The following is a 19,000-nucleotide window of genomic DNA, read 5'->3' as shown; positions in this document are numbered from 1 at the left end:
CGGAAGTTAAGCTTCTCTGCGCCGATGGTACTGCACTCGGGAGGGTGTGGGAGAGTAGGTCACCGCCGGACAATCTTTCGAAGAAGCCCCACACGAACCGTGTGGGGCTTCTTCGCGTTCGGGGAGGGTCCCGGCTTCGGCCGGAACCCTTTTCCGCATTTCCGGCGGGGTGTTCCTCTTTCCAGGGTGTTTGTCGCGGGGCGCCGCGGGTGCTGGGGGTGGGCGGGCGCCGGCTCAGGGGACCCGCTCGTGGGTCGCCTCGACGGCCGATGGGCCGGTGGCCCGATGGGCCGGTGGCCCGATGGGACGGTGGGGCGCCGGATCGGCTCGCGGCTGGAGGCGCGCTGGTGTAAGGCGCAGGTACGGCTTCCGGTGGGTCTTAGTGGGTTCTGCCTCTGGTCAGTCCGAGCTGGCCCACTTCGGAGACTGAGGGCTCGTGTCCCGCCCTGCTCGGAGGAGGCTGAGGGGGCTTAGTCAGTTCCGCCTTGCAGGAGAGCCGTGGGGTTCGTATCCGGCCTCCGGTCCGATGTTCCTTCAGCGCCGTCCTTGGGGGCGGCCCTGCGCCTCCGCTGAATGTCGGCCGTTATCCGCCTGCGTGCGGTGGGCTAATCCCGCGATCGTAGACAGAGTTCAGGTGTCATCAGTCCGCAGACGCGCGGCACATCTTCGAGTTTCGAGGCCGGTCCCCGCCTACGCAGCCGATGGGATGAGACGGAGACGTTGGGGACGAACGGGGGGTGCGGCGTGCCCTTCGGCACTTGATGTATCCCGGCATATGCCACGCATCCCCGGACTGTCCACTTCACTCTGAGGCTTCCACGGGCTCTCGGGGCCTCTCGACCTCCTGGCCAGGTGCCCGGTGAGGAGGCTGGCTGGCCTCGATGCTCCGTCGATCTATGGAGTGGCGCTGGGTGGCTCTGCTGGTCGGAGCAGTGGGTTGGGGTGCCCTCGGATCGTTCTCCCCAGCAGAGTCGCTCACAGGTCCACCTACCGCGCACACGCAACCCGCCACCTCACGCGGTGCAGGGTTGGGGGCTGTGGGGGTGATGGTGGGGAGATGGGAGAAGGGCCTCACGCTGGGTGCGTGGGGCCCTTCTGTTGTTGGGGTCAGGATTTGGTGTTGACGTAGGTGACGGCGTATCTGGTGGCTACGGAGGTCCAGGGGACGGTGATCACTACGCCGTTGCGTTCGAAGACGCGGGCCTTCTCGGCCTCGGTGCCGTACTTCTGGGGGAGGGTGGCGAGTTCGGTGGCCTTGCCGGTGGCGGCGTCCAGGCGGATGAGGCGGGGGGCCAGGTCGCGGCGGTCGCCGGTTTCGACGGCCAGCAGCCCCTGGTCGTCGGCACGTACGTAGGTGAGGATCGTGTCGTGGGTGCCGGACGACTCCCACAGCTGCTTGCCGGTCTTGAGGTCGTAGGCGAGGGCCTTGTTGCGGGAGCGCATGCTCTGCGGGACGTTCTCCGGGAACGTGGCCAGGTAGAGGCGGTCGCCGTGGATGGTGTAGCGGCGTTGTTCGAACAGGCCGTTGACCATCGCCACGGTGTTCATGGCGAGCATGTCCACCTCGGGGGTCTTGAACTCGGTCACCTTGGTGGCGGCGTCGGAATAGACCGTGAAGTTGTTCTGGCCGCCGGACTCGCTGCGGATGATGGCGGGAGAGGCTGACAGGAGGCTGGTCATGAGGCTGAGCTGGCCCAGCGTGGCCTGCTTGGTGATCTTGCCGGTCTTGGGGTCGATGTACTGGAGGCGGGTGCCGCCTCGGAAGGTGCAGTCGAGGATGACGGCGACCCGGGTGGCGGCGGTGTTGATGTCCTTGATGTGGCAGCCGTCGTCGGCGGACGCGGCGGCGCTCCACAGTTTGTGGCCGTCGGAGAGGCGGTAGGCGACCACCGCGTCGTCCAGCTCGGTGACGGCCACGCCCTCGGCGCTCATGATGCGGGGGACGTTGATGGAGTTCGCGAGGTTGGACTTCTCGGCCGGGATCTTGATCTTCCAGGTGAGCTTGCCCGTGGTGGCGTCGATGCCGGCCAGGTGGTCGCAGGAGTTGCTGCTGCCGTACGCGATGGCGGCCTTGCCGCCGGACAGGTCCGGGGTGGCGCCGCAGAGCTGGGCGCCCGGCGAGGGGATGCCCCAGGAGCGTTTTCCGGACGTCAGGTCGTAGGCGAGGACGCCGTCCTTCTGGGCGCGGATGACGACCTTGTCGGTCAGCCAGCTGCCGAAGGCCAGGGCGGTGGTGAAGTCCCAGCTTCCGGCGTTGGGGAGGGGGACGTCCCATTCTGCCCCGTCGCCGCCTCCGTCGCCGAACGCGGTGATGCCGCCGCCGGGCGTTCCGGTGGTGGCGACGAACCAGGCGGTGCCCGTGCTGACGGAGAGGAGGACCACGGCCGCGCCGGTGGCCAGCAGGGCGGTCTTCCACTTGGGCCGGGGGCTCTGCTGCGTGGGCGTGGGCGCGCTGCCGTACGGTGTGCCGCTGCCGGGTGCGGGGGGCTGCGGGGGTTGGCCGTAGGGCGAGGGTGCGCCGGGGGAGGGAGGGTTCGGCGGGTAGGTGGGCTGGTTGCCCATGGGAGGCGGATATGGGGGTTGGTTGCCCGGTGGTGGTGAGTAGGGGGGTTGGTTGCCTGGTGGCGGTGGGTATGCGGCTGGGTTGCCCGTTGGCGGGGCGTACGCGCCAGGAGAAGGGGCGTACGGGTTGGCGGGCGGTTGCTGGTAGCCGGCGGGTGGGTAGGCGGCCGGTCCCGTGCCTTGCGGGGGGTACGCGGCCGGGTTCTGGGGCCACGGCTGCGCGGGCGGAGGGTAGGCGCCGGGGTTGGGAGCCGGCTGGCCGTACGGGTTGGGGGGTGGGGAGCCGTACGGGCCGGGTGGGGTGTTGGAGTGGTCGGTCATGGTTGTTCCCCGTTCAGGCCAGCTGCCCGCGGACGTAGGACGCCCACTGCCGTTCGAAGTCCGCCTTGCTCACGCCCAGCACCTTGAACAGTGCCGCCTCGCTGTCGTCGCCCTTGGCCCGGTAGGCCGCGATCACCGCGCTGGTCAGCTTCTGCTCGCCGTACCGCTGGGCGATGTAGCGCATGGCCAGGTGTCCCATCAGGTAGTGCACGTTCGTCATGCCGTTGGAGTCCCACGACGGGTTGTCGGGAAGCTGGCCCGAGAAGCGGGTGCTGAGGCGGCCGGCCAGGTAGGCGCGGCCTTCCTGGAAGCGGATGTTCTGGTTGATCGGGTGGCCGCGGTTGGCGGAGTACTCGGCGAAGCCCTCGATGACCCAGTTGGGCTTGCCGAAGAGGGAGAAGTCGGCGCTGTCCAGCCCGGCCAGCAGGGAGTGGGCCAGCTCGTGCGTGCTGATCTCCAGGATGCCCTCGGACGACCGGAAGAAGGACGTGGTGGTGTCCATGACCACCCGGGTGCCGCCGACCTTGACGTCGTCGCCCAGGGAGGCCCAGGCGAGCATGGGGATGGACACGCCCGCTTCGTGCGCCTTCTCCTTGCGGAACAGGTTGCCGAGCTGGTTCTGCCCCTCGACCAGCGCGACCGCGAACCCGGCCGGCACGGGTGCGGTGGCGTCGCCGTTACGCTTCCAGAAGTCCAGGTTCTTCTTCGCCGCACTGGCGACCACCGGGGCGACGCGCCTGGCCATGGCCGCGTCCTGGGGACGGGACAGGACGATGCTGGCGCCCGCGCGGACCACGGTGATGTCGGGCCAGATGTCCCATGGGCCCGGGTAGTACACGGACTTGCTGCCCTCGGTCACCATGGGCGGCGGCGCGCCGTCCACCTTGGTGACGACCAGTGGTGCGTCCTTGGACGCCTTCTCCAGCGTCCAGCGGTACCACTCCGAGACCGGCCGCAGGTCGATGCCGGCGAACCGGTGGACGAACGCGACGTCCTGGGTGAACTTCAAGGCTCGCCCGAAGCTGTCTTCGGCGCGGCCCTCGCGACGCATCACCTTGTACGACGCCTCGCTGAGCGGCACCTTGCGCAGGTTCGTGAACACCTTGCGCTGGTCGCGGACGAGGGCCGCGTTGCCCTTGTCGAAGATCGAGGTGAACGCGTCGGCGTTCCCGCTGCTCAGCGCCTTGCCGTGCTCGTAGACCAGCTTCTCGATCTCCTGGTCGGTGACGATCACGGCGTTCGGGTCGCTCTTACCCGCCGCCTCCTGGCGGCGCAGCGGGTCCTGGGCGCCGTTGATGCGGCCGCGCAGGACGAGACCGACGCCGGCGCCCACGGCGACCGCCACCACGAGCGAGACGATGCCCATGGTGACCCAGAAGCCGGTCCGGCGCCTGGGTGGAGAAGGAGGACTGGATGGAGGTGGTGGAGGCGGCGGCTGCATGGCCGGCCACTGTTGCTGCTGCTGTTGCCCCTGATACTGCGGAAAAGTCGGCCCCGTTGTCACTTTTGCCCCGAGAGTGCTGACAAACCCCGAAAGAGGGGAATCGTACCAGTGGCCACATCGCGCGTCTCCGGGGTGGTGGGGGTCTTTGTGGAGTGGTGAGTAGGTGAAGATGATTTCCGGCGACTCGTAGCGCGGTGTTGCCATTTTTCGTGATAATTCACCGCATGATCGCGGGCAGCCTGAGGACGCTTCCACGGCTGGCCATCGCGCTCGCCCTCCTGCCGCCGCCGCTGCTCGCCCCGGACACGGCCGCGGGCGCGGCGCTGACCACCCACGCGGCGCGCGGGACCGTGAGCGCGCGGGCGGTGACGCCGGGGACGGTGAGTAGGCACGCAGAGCCGGTGACCGTGCACGCCGCGCCCGGGCCGGTACGCATGCCGCACCGCCTCGGCCCCCCGGCGATCGCCGGAAAGGTCCCGGCCGAGAAGCCGAAGGCCGTGAAACCCGTCCCGGCCAAGAAGATCACCGAGCGGCTGGACCGCTTCCTGGCGGGCCGGCCGGGCCCGGTCACGGCCATGGTCAGGGATCTGACGACCGGCCGCGTCTACCGCTACCACCCGGGCGAACGGCTGATCACCGCCAGCACGGCCAAGGTCCAGATCCTGATGGCGCTGCTGCTCGGGAAACGGTGGCGCAAGCTGCCCGAGTCCGTCAGGCGCGACGCCGAGCTCATGATCCGCTACAGCGACAACCACGCGGCCGACCGCCTCTGGTTGCGGATCGGCGGCGCGGCGGGCTTCACCGAGGCCGGCCGGAGGTTCGGCCTCAAGCACACCAGGGGCGTGCCGGGGGACTGCGTCGACCTCTACTGCTGGGGCATCACCGAGACGTCGGTGGACGACCAGGTCCGCCTGATGAAGGCGCTGGTGTCCGGGAAGAGCCCGCTCAAGTCGAAGGAGCGCGCGCAGGTGCTCAGGCTGATGGGCGCGGTCGTCCGCGGCCAGGACTGGGGCCTGTCCGCCGCGGCCTGCGCGGGCGAGCGGGTGCGCCTGAAGAACGGCTGGCTGAAGCGCGTCTCCAACGGGCGCTGGGCCACGGTCAGCGTGGGGCTGATCCGGGGCCGCGGCCACGACTACGCGGTCGCCGTCCTCACCGAGGGCAGCGCCGAGGTGGGGGACGGCATCGCGACCGTCGAGGGCGTCGCCGCGCGGATCATGCGGGAGTTCCGGTGGTGCCCGGCGTGACCAGCCGGTAGCCGACGCCGCGCACGGTCTGGATGAGCTGGTCGTCGTTGTCGCCGAGGCGCGCGCGCAGCCGTTTGACGTGCACCGCGATCGTGTTCGTCGACGTGGTCGCGGCGGCGTGCCACACGTGCCGCATGATCTGCTCGCGGGTGACCGTGCGGTCGGCGTTGCGCATCAGGTACTGCAGCAGCTCGAACTCGCGCAGCGGGAGGTGCACGGCGCGGCCGTCGACGCGTACCTGGTAGGCGTGGACGTCCAGTTCGACGCCGCCGACGGCCAGGACCTTGCGGGACTCGGGGGAGGCCGCCTGGATGAACGGCAGCAGTTCCGGCACCCGGTAGGGCCGGGCCACGCAGGCCGCCGCCCCCGCCGCGAGCGCGCGTACGGCCTGTTCGGCGTTTCCCTCGCCGACGCCGAGCAGGACGGGCACGGCTCGCGCGAGCCGTACCGCGCGGACGAAGTCGACCGCGTCGATGACCGGGAGCGTGGCCGACACGAGCACCACGTCCGGCTGCAGCGCCCCCGCCTGCAGCAGCCCTTGGGCGCCGTCCGGCGCGCCGGTGACGGCCACGCCCTCGCGTTCCAGCGCCGTGGCCAGGTCATCGACCACGGCGTCGTCGGGGTCGGCGATGAGCAGTACGGGCTTGGTCCGCGTGTCCCCGTTCATCGTGGATGCCGCCTGCTGTGGGGTCATCAGCCGAAGCGTCCCGTGATGTAGTCCTCTGTCGCCTTCTCTGAAGGGTTGGTGAACATGCGGGAGGTCTCGTCCATCTCGATGACCTTGCCGGGCTTGCCCTGGGCGGCCAGGTTGAAGAACGCGGTCCGGTCGCTGACCCGGGCGGCCTGCTGCATGTTGTGGGTCACGATCACGATCGTGAACTCTTCCTTGAGCTGGGCCATCAGGTCCTCGATGGCCAGCGTCGAGATCGGGTCGAGCGCCGAGCACGGCTCGTCCATGAGCAGGACCTGCGGCTTGACCGCGATCGCGCGGGCGATGCACAGACGCTGCTGCTGACCGCCGGACAGGCCGGCGCCGGGCTTGTTCAGCCGGTCCTTGACCTCGTTCCAGAGGTTGGCGCCCTTCAGCGACTCCTCCACGATGCCGTCGAGGGTGGACTTGCCGACCCGGCCGTTGAGGCGGAGCCCGGCGGCCACGTTCTCGTAGATCGACATCGTGGGGAACGGGTTGGGGCGCTGGAAGACCATGCCGACCATGCGCCGGACCGAGACGGGCTCGACGGTGGGGGCGTACAGGTCCTCGCCGTCGAGCATGACCTTGCCCTCGACGCGGGCGCCGGGGATCACCTCGTGCATGCGGTTGAGCGTGCGCAGGAACGTCGACTTGCCGCATCCGGACGGGCCGATGAACGCGGTGATCGAGCGCGGCTCGATGGTCATCGACACGTCCTCGATCGCCTTGTGCGACCCGTAGTACGCGTCGAGGCCCGAGACCTGGATCTGCTTGGACATTGTGGCGGTTACCCCCTATCGGCCCCTGGCGGGCCTGCGCCACCAGGCGATCAGGCGCGCCACCAGGTTGAGCAGCATGACGATCAGGATCAGCGTGAGGGCTCCGGCCCAGGCGCGGTCGATGGCGGTGTCGTTGGGACGGGCCGCCTGGTCGAAGACGAAGAGCGGAAGGCCCATCTGCGGCCCGCTGAACGGATCGTTGTTGATGGAGTCGGTGAAGAACACCGTGAGCAGCAGCGGCGCGGTCTCGCCGGCCACGCGGGCGACGGCCAGCATGACGCCGGTGACGATGCCGGTGAACGCGGTCGGCAGCACGACCTTCAGGATCGTGCGCCACTTGGCCACGCCCAGCGCGTACGAGGCTTCGCGCAGGTCATTGGGCACCAGCCGGAGCATTTCCTCGGCCGATCTGACCACGGTCGGCATCATCAGGATCGACAGCGCCAGCGCGCCGGCGAAGCCGGAGAACGGGTTGCCCAGGAAGAGCACCCAGAAGGCGAGGATGAACAGGCCGGAAACGACTGAAGGGACGCCGGTCATGACGTCCACGAAGAAGCTGATGGCCCGGCTCAGGCGGCCGCCGTGGCCGTACTCGACCAGGTAGATGGCGGTGAACAGGCCGATCGGGACCGAGATGAGCGAGGCCAGCAGGACCTGCTCCAACGTGCCGACGATGGCGTGGTAGGCGCCGCCGCCGACGTCGCGGGCGCCGATGTTCCGCATCGAGTGGGTGAGGAACTCCAGGTCGAAGCGGGCCAGGCCGTTCGAGATCACCAGCCAGAGGACCGACACGAGCGGCACCACGGCCAGCGCGAACGCCAGGTAGACCAGCCCCTGGACGAACCTGTCCTTGATCCGGCGGCCGGTTGAGATGTGCTGGATGGTCATGCCCCCACCGCCCTGAACTCCTTGCGCCGGTTGATCACCATGCGTGCGCCCATGTTGACCAGCAGCGTGATGACGAACAGCACCAGACCGGAGGCGATCAGCGCGCCCCGGCCGACCTGCGTGGCCTCGCCGAAGCCGTTGGCGATGTTGGCCGCGATGCTGTTGGCGTGCGGGGTGAGGATCTCGAAGCTGATGTCGAAGGTGGCGGGGAAGATCAGCGCGACCGCGATGGTCTCGCCCATCGCGCGGCCGAGGCCGAGCATGGCGGCGCTGATGACGCCGGGCCGGCCGAACGGCAGCACGGCCATCCTGATCATCTCCCAGCGGGTGGCGCCGAGCGCCAGGGCCGCCTCCTCGTTCATCTTCGGGGCCTGGAGGAAGACCTCGCGCGAGATGGCCGCGATGATCGGCAGAATCATGATCGCCAGGACGATGCCGCCGGCGAGCATGGTCTTGCCGCCGATGGCCCCCTCGCCGGAGAACAGCGGGAACCAGCCGAGGTGCTCGTTGAGCCACTGCGACGGCGTGCGCAGCAGCGGCACCAGGAACGTCACGCCCCACAGGCCGTAGACGACGCTGGGCACGGCGGCCAGCAGGTCGACCAGGTAGCCGAGCGGCCCGGCCAGGCGGCGGGGCGCGTAGTGGGAGATGAACAGCGCCACGCCCACCGCGATGGGGGTGGCGATGACCAGCGCGATCGCCGAGCTGAGTACGGTGCCGAAGGCCAGCGCGCCGATGCCGAAGACCTGGCTGCCGTTGGGCTCCCAGATCAGGTCGGTGAAGAAGTTGCCCTTGTTCGCCTGCAGGGCCGGGACGGCCTCGCTGATGAGGAACACGGCGATGGCCGCCATGATGCCCAGCAGCAGGACGCCGGCGCCGGTGGAGACGAACTTGAACGGGCCTTCACCATGGCTGCGCCGCGAGGCGGACCGGCGCGTGGCCGGCCCGCCCCCACGGGTACGAACGTTGGTCGTCATGTTCTGCTAGGAGATCGCGCCGACGGCGGTGCGGACCTTGGTGAGCAGCTCGCCCGCGAGCGGGGCGTAGCCGAGGTCCTTCAGCGCGGCCTGGCCCTCGTCGCTGGAGGTGTAGGTGAGGAACTCCTTGACGAGCTTGGCCTGCTCGGGCGCGAGGCCCTTCTCGCAGGTGATCTCGTACGTCACCAGCACGATCGGGTACGCGCCCGCCGTCTTGGTGGCGTAGTCGATGCTCAGCTTCAGGTCGTTGCCGGTGCCGGTGATCTCGGCGGTCTCGACCGTCTTGGCCGCGCTGTCGGCGGTCAGCTCGACGAACTCGCCGGAGCCGTTGGCCACCTTGGCCTTGCTGAGCTGGGAGTTCTCGGCGAAGGAGAGCTCGACGTAGCCGATGGAGCCCTCGGTGCTCTTGACGCTGGCCGCGACCTGGTCCGAGCCCTTGGCGCCCTGGCCCTTGGCCTCGGCGGGCCACGCCTTGGCGGGCTCGTACGGCCAGCCGGCGGTCGCCTTGAGGAACTTGGTGAAGTTGTCGCTGGTGCCCGACTCGTCCGAGCGGTGGAAGGCCGAGATCGGCGTGGACGGGAGCTTGGCGTCGGGGTTGTCGGCCTTGATGGCCGCGTCGTCCCACTTGGTGATCTTGCTGTCGAAGATGCCGCCGATGGTCTTGGGCGACAGCTGCAGGCCGTCCACGCCGGGGAGGTTGTAGACCACCGCGACCGGGCCGGTCACCATCGGGATGTTGATGGCCTTGCCGGTCTTGCACCGGGCGTCGGCCTGGGCGGGCTCGCCCTTGTCGTCCTTGAGAGCGGAGTCCGAACCCGCGAAGTCGACCGTGCCCGCGATGAACGACTGCACACCGGCACCCGAACCGCTCGGCTGGTAGTTCAGGCTCACGCCCGAGTTCTTGGCCTGGAAGTCCTTCTTCCACTGGTCGATCGCGTTGGCCTGGGCCGACGAGCCGGCGGCGTTGATGGTGCCGCTCAGGCCGTTGTCGTTGCCCGCGGCGGGAGCGCCGGCGGAGCTGGTGGCGGTCGTGCTCCCGGAGCTGTTGTTGTCTGTGCCGCACGCAGCGAGCGAGAGCGCGCCGACGACGGCGACGGCGGCGAGCCGGCCTGCATACTTCACGGTTGGTTCCCCTCACTTGGTCCTTAGTCGTCCATGAAGTTATGCAGGCAAAGTGACTCAGACCCCCCAACAAGGGTGAACGTTCGGTGAACGCGCCTGGTCCTCTCCATCAATTTGACCAGCGAAGATGGGATACATGAGCTATCGCGTGTGTCTCGTGTGCATGGGCAACATCTGCCGTTCCCCGATGGCGGAGGTGGTGCTCCGCCGGACCCTGGAGGAGCGCGGGCTCGGCGGCCGGGTGGTCGTCGAGAGCGCGGGCACCGGCGGCTGGCACGCCGGCGATCCGATGGACGAGCGGGCGCTGGGCATCCTGGCCGAGCACGGCTACGACGGCGCCGCCCACCGCGCCAGGCAGTTCACGCGGGACTGGTTCGACCGCTACGACCTGGTGCTGGCGATGGACCGGGACAACGCGGCCAACCTGCGCCGCCTGGCGCCCGCCGGCGTCGAGGTGCGCCTGTTCCGCTCGTTCGACCCCGGCGCGCCGGACGGCGCCGAGGTGCCCGACCCCTATTACGGTGGCCGCGAGGGTTTCGAGGAGGTGCTGACCATGCTGGAGACGGCCGCCAAGGGCGTGGCCGCGCACATCGCCGATGCGATCGACTGAGGACCTCGGCTCCTCCCACGGATGGCGGCTGCAGCGCGGCGTCCTGGAGGACGGGCGGCAGGTGTTCGCCAAGATCGGGCCTGCCTCCGGCGTGTTCGCCTCCGAGGCCGCCGGGTTGCGCTGGCTGGGGGAGGCGATCACCGTGCCCGAGGTCGTGGAGGCCGGTCCCGACCGGCTGGTGTTGTCGTGGGTGCCGCAGGAGGCGCCCACCGCCGAGGCGGCCCTGCGGTTCGGCCGTGACCTGGCCCGTCTGCACCGCGCCGGGGCGGCCGGGTTCGGCGCGCCCTGGCCGGGGTTCATCGCCGAGCTGCCCATGGACAACTCGCCCGACGGCGACTGGCCGTCCTTCTACGCCTCCCGGCGGGTGTTGCCGTTCCTGCGCAGGGCGCGGCTGCCGGCCGCGGACGTGACGCTGGTCGAGCGGGCCGTGGCACGGTTCGCCGAGGTGGCCGGGCCGCCGGAGCCGCCCGCCCGCCTCCATGGGGATCTGTGGAGCGGGAACGTGTTGTGGTCCGGCGGCACCGGGGTGCTGATCGATCCGGCGGCCCACGGCGGGCACCGGGAGACGGATCTGGCCATGCTCGCCCTGTTCGGGCTGCCGTACCTGGACCGGGTGATGGGGGCCTATCAGGAGGAGTTCCCGCTCGCGCCGGGGTGGCGGGCGCGGGTGCCGCTGCACCAGCTCCATCCGCTGCTGGTGCACGTGGTGTTGTACGGAGCTTCCTACCGCGACTCGTTGATGAATGCGGTCGCCCGGGTGTTGTCGCTCTGAACAACCGATAAAGAAATAGGGGATCCAGCCCCGCGATGCATTTCTCCACCCAAGGGGAGAAAAGAGGACGGCGGCCGGGTAAAGTTGGCGGATTTCGTATCCGGCGGCCCCGGCCGAAAACTCATTAAGGCGTTTCCTTCTTCCCCCTGAGTCAATTGGAGGGCGCATGGCGGACGACCCCACGCACGGCGCACTGGCCCTGACCCCGCTGGTCTGGGGCCCGCCCGGAGCCCGGCCCGACGAACGCAGGCTGCGCCAGCTCGGGCAGGCGCTGGCCGAGGTGCTGACGGGCCGCCGCCCGCCGGAGTCGGTGGCCGACCGGCTCACCGGCGGGGCCTACCGCGACCTCGTCAGGGCCGGGCGGATGATCTCCGCCGATCGGCCGCCGTTCGTCGGGAGCCCGCACGTCAAGGAGCCTAGGGAAGGGGCCGTCGAGATGTGCGTGCTGGTGCACTGCGGCGAGCGCAGCCACGTCCTGGCCGTACGGCTGGAGCGGCACGGCCACCGCTGGTTGTGCACCGACTTCGAGACGGCCTGAAGCGGGCTCAGGAGGTGATCGTGGTGCCGTTGAGCCGGTTGAGCACCTCGTCGTGGAGGGCGCCGTTCGTGCAGACCAGGCTGCCGCCCTCCAGGCCGCGCACGCCGGCGAGGTCGGTCCAGACGCCGCCGGCCTCCTCGACGATCACGGTCAGGGCCGCCATGTCCCAGGGCGACAGCTCCGGCTCGGCGGACACGTCGACCGAACCCTCGGCGACCATCATGTGCGACCAGAAGTCGCCGTACGCGCGGGTGCGCCAGCAGGCGCGGCCGAGGTCGAGGAAGTTGTCCAGCTTGCCGAGCTCCTCCCAGCCGCCGAAGCTGGAGTAGGAGAAGGAGGCGTCCTCCAGCGCGGTGACCGAGGAGACGCTCATCCTGGTGGCCTTGGCCAGGCTCCTGCCGGTCCAGGCGCCGCCGCCGGTCGCCGCCCACCAGCGACGGCCGAGCGCGGGGGCCGACACCAGGCCGACGACGACCTTGCCGTACTCCATGAGCGCGATCAGCGTGGCCCAGACGGGCACGCCGCGCACGTAGTTCTTGGTGCCGTCGATGGGGTCGATGATCCACGACCGGGCTCCCCACCCGGTCCTGCCGAACTCCTCGCCCACCACCGCGTCGCGCGGCCGGGCCCGGCGCAGCGTGCCGCGGATGGCCTCCTCGACAGCGCGGTCGGCGTCGCTGACCGGCGTCAGGTCGGGCTTGGTCTCGACCTTGAGGTCGACCGCCTTGAAGCGCCGCATGGTCAGGTCGTCGGCGGCGTCCGCCATGACGTGAGCGAGGCGTAGATCGTCGTTGTAACCCTGCACGGTCAGCCACGCTATCGCGTCGGTCGTGCCGGACATCAGTCACCGGCGACCCTTTTCTGGTAACTCCCTTTTCACCTACTGACCAGTAACATGTCTCCTATGTCCACTGATGTAGGTGCCTTCCTTCTCGAAACCGTTCCATTCGCCCGGACGTTGGGGATCGTGTTCGACGCGGTCGAGGACGGCCGGGCGGAATGCCGGCTGCCCGACCGGCCCGAGCTGCACAACCACGTGGCCGGGCCGCACGCGGGCACGCTGTTCACCCTGGCCGAGTCGGCGTCGGGCGCGGCGGTGCTGTCCAGGTTCGGCGACCAGCTCAGCCGCAGCGTGCCGCTGCCCACGACGGCGACCATCGAGTTCCGGAAGGTGGCCCTGGGGGAGGTGCGGGCGCAGGCGCGCGTGGCCGCCTCAAGAGAGGAGGTCGTCGGCAGGCTGGACGCCGGCGAGCGGCCGGTCTTCGACGTGCTGGTCGACGTGCGCGACGCGGCCGGCACCCTGGTCTCCAGCCTCACCGTCACCTGGACGCTGCGCCCCAACCGCCCCTGACCGGCCGACGATCAGGCGGCGGGCTCGTCGGGGGCGCCCTCGCGGCTGGACAGCAGGCGGCGCAGCGACTCCAGGCGGGCCGGGTCGGCGTTGCCCGCGGCCGCCCAGGCGTCGAGCGCGCAGCCGTCGCCGAGGTGGGTGCAGCCCTTCGGGCAGGTGACCGTGCCCTCCACCAGGTCGGGGAAGGCGGCCAGCACGGTCTCGACCGACACGTGGGCCAGGCCGAAGCTGCGCACCCCCGGCGTGTCGATGATCCAGCCGCCCTCGGGCAGCTCCAGCGCGACGGCCGAGGTGGAGGTGTGCCGGCCGCGGCCGGTGACCGCGTTGACGTGCGAGACCGCGCGGTTGGCGTCAGGGACCAGGGCGTTGACCAGGGTGGACTTGCCCACGCCCGAATGGCCCACCAGCACGCTGATGCGGCCGGCCAGGTGGTCGCGCAGCTCGTCGAGCGAGCCGCCCTTGTGGACCACGATGTGCGGCACGCCCAGCGGCTCGTACAGGGCGACCAGCTCGTCGGGTGGGGCGAGGTCGGACTTGGTCAGGCAGAGCAGGGCGTCGATCTCGGCGTCGAACGCCGCCACCAGGATCCGGTCGATCATCCGGGGCCGGGGCGGCGGGTCGGCCAGCGCCGTGACGATCACGAGCTGGTCGGCGTTGGCCACGACCGGGCGCTCGATGCCGTCGGTGTCGTCGGTGTCGTCGGCCGAGCGGCGCAACATCGAGGTGCGCGGCTCCACGCGGACCACCCTGGCCAGCGTGTCGGGGCGGCCCGACACGTCGCCGACCAGGGCCACCCGGTCGCCGACCACGATGCCCTTGCGGCCGAGCTCGCGGGCCTTCATGGCGACGACGAGCCGGCGCTGCTGCTGCTTGCGTCTGTGGCCGCGGTCGGGCTCGACCAGGGTGGTGTAGCGGCCCCGGTCGACGGCGACCACGAAGCCCTCCACGGCGTCCTCGTGCGCGGGACGGATGCGGGTGCGCGGGCGCGAGCCCTTGCCCGGCCTGACCCGTACGTCGTCCTCGTCGTACTCCCGCTTTCTCAGCGGTCCGCTCCCATGCGCTCGCTTCCTCTCACGCCGGACCCTCCTGCGAAGTGCCCCCGCCGCCTGCCCCGAAACGCGCGACCATCACCGCTCATCGGGACTCCAGCATCGCCGCCCACATCTGGACGAACTCGGGCAACGTCTTGGCGGTCGTCGCGATGTTCTCCACCTCCACGCCCGGCACGGCGAGGCCGATCACGGCCCCGGCCGTGGCCATGCGGTGGTCGTCGTAGCTGTGGAACACGCCGCCGTGCAGCGGGCGGGGACGGATGAGCAGGCCGTCGGCCGTCTCCTCCGCGTCGCCGCCGAGGGCGTTGATCTCGGCGGCCAGCGCGGCCAGCCGGTCGGTCTCGTGGCCGCGCAGGTGGCCGACCCCGCGGATGCGGCTCGGCGTGGTGGCCAGGGCGGCCAGCGCGGCGATCGTGGGGGTCAGCTCGCCCACCTCATGAAGGTCGGCGTCGAGGCCCTTGACCTCGCCCGTGCCGGTGACGACCAGGTCGGCGCCGTCGCGGGTCACCGTGGCGCCCATGGTGGTGAGCAGGCCGCGCAGCGCGTCGCCCGGCTGGGTGGTCTCCGCCGGCCAGCCCGGGACGGTGACCGCGCCGCCCGTGACCAGCGCGGCGGCCAGGAACGGCGCCGCGTTGGACAGGTCGGGCTCGACCGTCATGTCCCTGGCCGCGATCGGGCCCGGCTCGACCCGCCACACGTCGCGCTCGGTGTCGTCGACCGTGACCCCGGCCTCCCGCAGCATGTGGACGGTCATCTCGATGTGCGGCTGGGAGGGCACCGGCGGGCCGACGTGCCGGATCGTCACGCCCTTGGCGAAGCGCGCCGCCGTCAGCATCAGCCCCGAGACGAACTGCGAGGAACCGGAGGCGTCGATCGTGACCTCGCCGCCGGTCAGCGGCCCGGTGATGGTGAAGGGGAGCGCGTCGTTGTCGAGGCGGGCCCCGAGCGTGCGCAGGGCGTCGAGGATCGGGCCCATCGGACGCCTGCGGGCGTAGGGGTCGCCGTCGAAGAAGACCGGCCCGTCGGCCAGCGCCGCCATCGGCGGGACGAACCGCATGACCGTGCCCGCCAGCCCGGCGTCGATGCGCGCGCCGCCGCGGATCGGGCCCGGCCGCACCTCCCAGTCGACCGCGTCGGTGGTCTCGCGCACGGCCGTCAGCGTGGCGCCGAGCGCGCGCAGGGCCGCCACCATGAGGTCGGCGTCGCGGCTGCGCAGCGCCTGGCGGACGACGCCCGGACCGTCGGCCAGCGCGGCGAGCAGCAGCGCCCGGTTGGTGACGGACTTGGAGCCGGGCAGGCGGACGGAGGCGTTGACGGGCGTGTCGGCCGTCGGCGCGGGCCAGTGCTGAGCGGGCATGTCCAAAGCCTACTGGCCCTGGTACGGCCCGTTCACGGCCTGTGGACGACGCGCCGCCCTCCCGCCGGCCGATCCGCCCCGGCCGGACGCGCCGCCCTCCCGCCGGCCGGACCGCCCCGGCCGGAGGCGAAGCCGCGAGCGCAGACCCGGACGTATGGCAATGTGGGGACATGTGCGGTAGATACGCCTCGGCGCGCAAGAAGCACGAGCTGCTGGAGGAGTTCCAGGTCGAGCTCGACGGCGAGCCCGACAAGGAGCTGGGCGCCGACTTCAACGTCGCCCCCACCAAGAACGTCTACGCGGTCATGAGCCGGTCCTCCAAGGAGGACGAGCACCCGGTCCGGCAGCTGCGGATCGTCAGGTGGGGCCTGGTGCCGGTCTGGGCCAAGGACCCGTCGATCGGCTCCCGGCTGATCAACGCCAGGGCCGAGACGCTGGCCGAGAAGCCGTCGTTCCGGCAGGCGTTCGCCAAGCGCAGGTGCCTGATCCCGGCCGACGGCTACTTCGAGTGGATGGCCGTCGAGGGCGAGAAGAAGAAGCAGCCGTACTTCATCCATCCGGCCGACGGCGGTGTGCTGGCCATGGCCGGCCTGTACGAGTTCTGGAAGGACCGTGCCCGCGACGACGACGACCCGCTCAAGTGGCTGGTGACCTGCACGGTCATCACCACGGACGCCGAGGACCAGCTCGGCCGCATCCACGACAGGATGCCCATGATGATCGAGCGCGACCGCTGGGCCGACTGGCTCGACCCGGGCCTCACCGACACCGAGCGCGCCTCACGACTCCTGGTGCCCGCGGAGGCCGGGAGGCTGGCAGCATATCCCGTTTCTACTGATGTCAATAATGTCCGGAACAATGGGCCGGATCTCATCAAACCGCTGCCCGACGAGGAGGAAGCCGGCCTTTTCTAAAGGTGTAAGAAGCATGGTAAGTGGGCATTCGGTGAGGAAAGCGATGCGACCGTTCACTCGGTGTCACCGCCACAACATGCCCCTTATCGCGCCGGGCGGGACAACCGGGGAGTCCTGGCCGCGGGCTTCCCCCTTTTCACCCGGAGGTGCGGATTCGTGGACGTCACGACCGCTCGTCAGCGGCTCGAAGACATGCTCGCGGAGCTGGACCGCTCGATCGGGGTGCTCCAGGGCGACCCCGTCGCGATCCGCGAGTACTCGGCGGCCGACGCGGGCTCCGACCTCACCGACGCCGACCGCGCCCAGGCCATGCTCACCGTGGCGACCGCGCAACGCCGCGCGGTGACCGAGGCGATCAGGCGCCTGGACGAAGGCGCGTACGGCAGGTGCGTCGACTGCGACCAGCCGGTGCCCGAGGGCCGGCTGGAGGCCCGGCCGGAGGCCGCCCGCTGTGTGCAGTGCCAGGGAAGACGCGAACGCCGCCGCTGACACCCGCGCGGAAGCCGGCGGCCGCCGGGAGCCGGGAGGCGGCTCAGCTCTTGCGCGCGCTGGCCACCAGGTGGATGCCCACCGTGTCGTCGTCGTCGGGATGGGCGTCGAGCTCGGTGCGCACGAGCCAGGTCAGGGCCCGCCCGTCGGACCCGAGCACGTGGTCCACCGTGGACGGCGACAACACCGTGCGCGGCCGCATCCACTCCACCTCGAGCCCCGCCCCCATCAGCAGCTCACGGAGCTGGCCGCTGCTGAAGCAGCGCGTGATGCTGCCGTCGGGCCAGGGCACCAGCATGACCTCGCCGGTCTGCCGCAGGTGCTGCCACTGCTCCTGCTCGGCCAGGATCGCCATGCCGAGCACCAGCGAGTCGACGCACACCAGCGCCCGCCCGCCCGGACGCAGCACCCTGGCCACGTCGCTCATCGCCGACTCGGCCATGAGCTCGATCGACATCGCGCGTTCCTCGGCGACCACCGCGTCAACGCTCTCATCGGGAAGAAACGCCAGATCGTCGGCGCGTACGTGCCGAACCCGGTCGGCGTCCCGCAAACGGGACTGCGCGTCCACGGTCCGGCGGAAGTCGAGCACTTCGATCACCCGGTGTCCCGCCCTCGCGGCCTGGCCGGACCAGCGTCCGCGGCCGCCGGACAGATCGAGGATCACCGACGGTTCGCCGGGGAGCCAGCGGTTCAGTTGCTCGGCGGCGACGGCGCGGTAGAAGGTCCAGTACGGCCCGAGCGTCCCAGAGCCGTTCAGTTCCTCGGCCGGAATGGGCAGCACACGCGACTCCTGAGTTCCGGAAAAAGGGCTACCAGCCGGTACGTATGGACGTTCCCCGCACCGGGTCCTCTGTACCTTCTATCTTGCGGGAACAGACAAGGGCGCGGGCGTGTTGCGACGAGCATGCTCACATTGGAAAGACCGCGCCCCGATGACCAGGAGGTCATCGGCCAGCGGGTATTCTCCCCTGAGTACGGTGTACCGCCACAGCCGGCCACCGGTGATCTTAGGGGGGTGGGTCCGGTGCCCGCGACAGGCGCGGAGACTCTGGAGCAGCGCAGCGAGCGGTTCGAGCGCGACGTCATGCCGTATCTCGAACAGCTCTACTCCGCCGCGCTCCGGATGACCCGGAATCCAGCGGACGCGGAGGACCTGCTTCAGGAGACCTTCGCCAAGGCGTTCGCGTCGTTCCACCAGTTCCAGGAGGGCACGAACCTCAAGGCGTGGCTCTACCGGATCCTGACGAACACGTTCATCAACAGCTACCGCAAGAAGCAGCGTGAGCCCAAGCAGTCCGGCACCGAGGAGATCGAGGACTGGCAGCTCGCGCGCGCCGAGTCCCACACCTCCAGCGGGCTGAAGTCGGCCGAGGTCGAGGCGCTGGAGCACCTCCCCGACGGCGACATCAAGCAGGCGCTCGCGGCGCTGCCGGAAGAGTTCAGGATCGCCGTCTACCTCGCCGACGTCGAAGGCTTCCCCTACAAGGAGATCGCCGACATCATGGGCACTCCCATCGGCACCGTGATGTCCAGGCTGCATCGGGGACGCAGGCAGCTCCGGGGCCTCCTAGAGGACTACGCCCGCGAGCGCGGCCTGGTCCCCTCGGAGGGATCGAAATGAGCTGTGGCAACCCGCACGACACCGACTGTCGCGAGGTGCTGGACAAGGTCTACGCCTATCTCGACGGCGAGCTGACCGACGGTGACGTCTCCGACATCCGCGTGCATCTCGACGAGTGCAGCCCGTGCCTGAAGGAGTACGACCTCGACAAGGCGGTCAAGGCGCTCGTGGCCAAGCACTGCGGCTGCGACCCCGTCCCCGCCGATCTGCGTTCCAAGGTGCTGGCTCGCATCGAGCAGGTGAGGTCGGAGCTGGCCGACTAGGA

The 19,000-nt window shown here is 70.2% G+C and carries 20 protein-coding genes; 9 read left to right on the top strand and 11 right to left on the bottom strand.

Annotated elements, in window-relative coordinates:
• Window positions 1–1,107: 1,107 nt before the first annotated feature.
• Together AB0J71_RS26075 and AB0J71_RS26070 are read right to left on the bottom strand one after the other, a co-directional pair.
• Window positions 1,108–2,562: a PQQ-binding-like beta-propeller repeat protein gene (locus AB0J71_RS26075; protein ID WP_364416439.1), complete on the bottom strand. Its 1,455-nt coding sequence runs from the start codon at window positions 2,560–2,562 to the stop codon at window positions 1,108–1,110.
• A gap of 334 nt (window positions 2,563–2,896) precedes the next feature.
• A complete protein-coding gene (locus tag AB0J71_RS26070) occupies window positions 2,897–4,249 on the bottom strand; it encodes a hypothetical protein (protein ID WP_352322863.1) in 1,353 nt (450 codons plus the stop codon).
• 302 nt (window positions 4,250–4,551) lie between these two features.
• Here AB0J71_RS26070 and AB0J71_RS26065 point away from each other — a divergent pair, with 302 nt between their 5' ends.
• Window positions 4,552–5,571, top strand: coding sequence for a serine hydrolase (locus AB0J71_RS26065; protein WP_364416437.1), 1,020 nt, complete (start codon window positions 4,552–4,554; stop codon window positions 5,569–5,571).
• Here the strand turns inward: AB0J71_RS26065 and AB0J71_RS26060 are convergent.
• From AB0J71_RS26060 to pstS, 5 genes are read right to left on the bottom strand one after another with little or no spacing between them, the layout of a single operon-like run.
• Entirely contained in the window at window positions 5,540–6,265 is a 726-nt protein-coding gene (locus tag AB0J71_RS26060; protein WP_364416435.1) for a response regulator transcription factor, read from the bottom strand. The genes AB0J71_RS26065 and AB0J71_RS26060 overlap by 32 nt on opposite strands.
• The gene (gene pstB / locus AB0J71_RS26055) at window positions 6,265–7,041 is read right to left on the bottom strand and encodes a phosphate ABC transporter ATP-binding protein PstB (RefSeq protein ID WP_352322866.1); all 777 of its coding nucleotides are present in this window, start codon (window positions 7,039–7,041) and stop codon (window positions 6,265–6,267) included. Before pstB ends, AB0J71_RS26060 begins: the two co-directional genes overlap by 1 nt.
• 15 nt (window positions 7,042–7,056) lie before the next feature.
• Complete coding sequence (gene pstA, locus AB0J71_RS26050; protein WP_352322867.1) at window positions 7,057–7,929, bottom strand: phosphate ABC transporter permease PstA; 873 nt, start codon at window positions 7,927–7,929, stop codon at window positions 7,057–7,059.
• Window positions 7,926–8,906, bottom strand: coding sequence for a phosphate ABC transporter permease subunit PstC (pstC, locus tag AB0J71_RS26045; protein ID WP_352322868.1), 981 nt, complete (start codon window positions 8,904–8,906; stop codon window positions 7,926–7,928). Before pstC ends, pstA begins: the two co-directional genes overlap by 4 nt.
• 6 nt (window positions 8,907–8,912) lie before the next feature.
• A complete protein-coding gene (gene pstS / locus AB0J71_RS26040; protein ID WP_352322869.1) occupies window positions 8,913–10,028 on the bottom strand; it encodes a phosphate ABC transporter substrate-binding protein PstS in 1,116 nt (371 codons plus the stop codon).
• Between the two features lie 136 nt (window positions 10,029–10,164).
• Between pstS and AB0J71_RS26035 the strand changes: the two genes are divergently transcribed.
• The 3 genes from AB0J71_RS26035 to AB0J71_RS26025 all read left to right on the top strand — a co-directional run bounded on the left by AB0J71_RS26035 (window position 10,165) and on the right by AB0J71_RS26025 (window position 11,948).
• Window positions 10,165–10,638 (top strand): low molecular weight protein-tyrosine-phosphatase, encoded by a 474-nt coding sequence (locus tag AB0J71_RS26035; protein WP_364416433.1) that lies wholly within the window; start codon window positions 10,165–10,167, stop codon window positions 10,636–10,638.
• Window positions 10,625–11,410: a fructosamine kinase family protein gene (locus AB0J71_RS26030; protein ID WP_364416430.1), complete on the top strand. Its 786-nt coding sequence runs from the start codon at window positions 10,625–10,627 to the stop codon at window positions 11,408–11,410. The genes AB0J71_RS26035 and AB0J71_RS26030 overlap by 14 nt, the downstream gene beginning before the upstream one ends.
• Window positions 11,411–11,576: 166 nt before the next feature.
• The gene (locus tag AB0J71_RS26025) at window positions 11,577–11,948 is read left to right on the top strand and encodes an Rv3235 family protein (RefSeq protein ID WP_364416428.1); all 372 of its coding nucleotides are present in this window, start codon (window positions 11,577–11,579) and stop codon (window positions 11,946–11,948) included.
• A 7-nt stretch (window positions 11,949–11,955) separates the two neighbouring features.
• On the opposite strand, the gene hisN is transcribed toward AB0J71_RS26025, so the two are convergent.
• Entirely contained in the window at window positions 11,956–12,753 is a 798-nt protein-coding gene (gene hisN, locus AB0J71_RS26020) for a histidinol-phosphatase (protein WP_352322898.1), read from the bottom strand.
• 90 nt (window positions 12,754–12,843) lie between these two features.
• On the opposite strand from hisN, the gene AB0J71_RS26015 reads away from it, so the two are divergent.
• A complete protein-coding gene (locus AB0J71_RS26015; RefSeq protein ID WP_364416426.1) occupies window positions 12,844–13,299 on the top strand; it encodes a DUF4442 domain-containing protein in 456 nt (151 codons plus the stop codon).
• An 11-nt stretch (window positions 13,300–13,310) separates the two neighbouring features.
• Here AB0J71_RS26015 and rsgA read toward each other — a convergent pair whose 3' ends face one another.
• Window positions 13,311–14,342, bottom strand: coding sequence for a ribosome small subunit-dependent GTPase A (gene rsgA / locus AB0J71_RS26010; protein ID WP_352322899.1), 1,032 nt, complete (start codon window positions 14,340–14,342; stop codon window positions 13,311–13,313).
• A gap of 91 nt (window positions 14,343–14,433) precedes the next feature.
• Window positions 14,434–15,708, bottom strand: a complete 1,275-nt coding sequence (gene aroA / locus AB0J71_RS26005) for a 3-phosphoshikimate 1-carboxyvinyltransferase (RefSeq protein WP_364416423.1) — start codon at window positions 15,706–15,708, stop codon at window positions 14,434–14,436.
• Window positions 15,709–15,878: 170 nt separating this feature from the next.
• Between aroA and AB0J71_RS26000 the strand changes: the two genes are divergently transcribed.
• Together AB0J71_RS26000 and AB0J71_RS25995 are read left to right on the top strand one after the other, a co-directional pair.
• Entirely contained in the window at window positions 15,879–16,622 is a 744-nt protein-coding gene (locus AB0J71_RS26000; protein WP_364416421.1) for an SOS response-associated peptidase, read from the top strand.
• Between the two features lie 156 nt (window positions 16,623–16,778).
• A complete protein-coding gene (locus AB0J71_RS25995; protein WP_352322876.1) occupies window positions 16,779–17,111 on the top strand; it encodes a TraR/DksA C4-type zinc finger protein in 333 nt (110 codons plus the stop codon).
• A gap of 43 nt (window positions 17,112–17,154) precedes the next feature.
• Here the strand turns inward: AB0J71_RS25995 and AB0J71_RS25990 are convergent, their stop codons facing one another.
• Window positions 17,155–17,895 (bottom strand): methyltransferase domain-containing protein, encoded by a 741-nt coding sequence (locus tag AB0J71_RS25990; protein ID WP_352322877.1) that lies wholly within the window; start codon window positions 17,893–17,895, stop codon window positions 17,155–17,157.
• A 234-nt stretch (window positions 17,896–18,129) separates the two neighbouring features.
• Here AB0J71_RS25990 and AB0J71_RS25985 point away from each other — a divergent pair, with 234 nt between their 5' ends.
• Both AB0J71_RS25985 and rsrA read left to right on the top strand, forming a co-directional pair.
• Window positions 18,130–18,735, top strand: coding sequence for a sigma-70 family RNA polymerase sigma factor (locus tag AB0J71_RS25985; RefSeq protein ID WP_125648071.1), 606 nt, complete (start codon window positions 18,130–18,132; stop codon window positions 18,733–18,735).
• Entirely contained in the window at window positions 18,732–18,998 is a 267-nt protein-coding gene (rsrA, locus tag AB0J71_RS25980) for a mycothiol system anti-sigma-R factor (RefSeq protein ID WP_352322878.1), read from the top strand. Before AB0J71_RS25985 ends, rsrA begins: the two co-directional genes overlap by 4 nt.
• Window positions 18,999–19,000: the final 2 nt, after the last annotated feature.

Source organism: Nonomuraea sp. NPDC049637 (assembly GCF_040675235.1).
In the GTDB taxonomy this organism is placed as follows: domain Bacteria; phylum Actinomycetota; class Actinomycetes; order Streptosporangiales; family Streptosporangiaceae; genus Nonomuraea.
The sequence above is the reverse complement of the archived record's forward strand: the minus strand, read 5'-3'. Positions and strand labels throughout refer to the sequence as shown.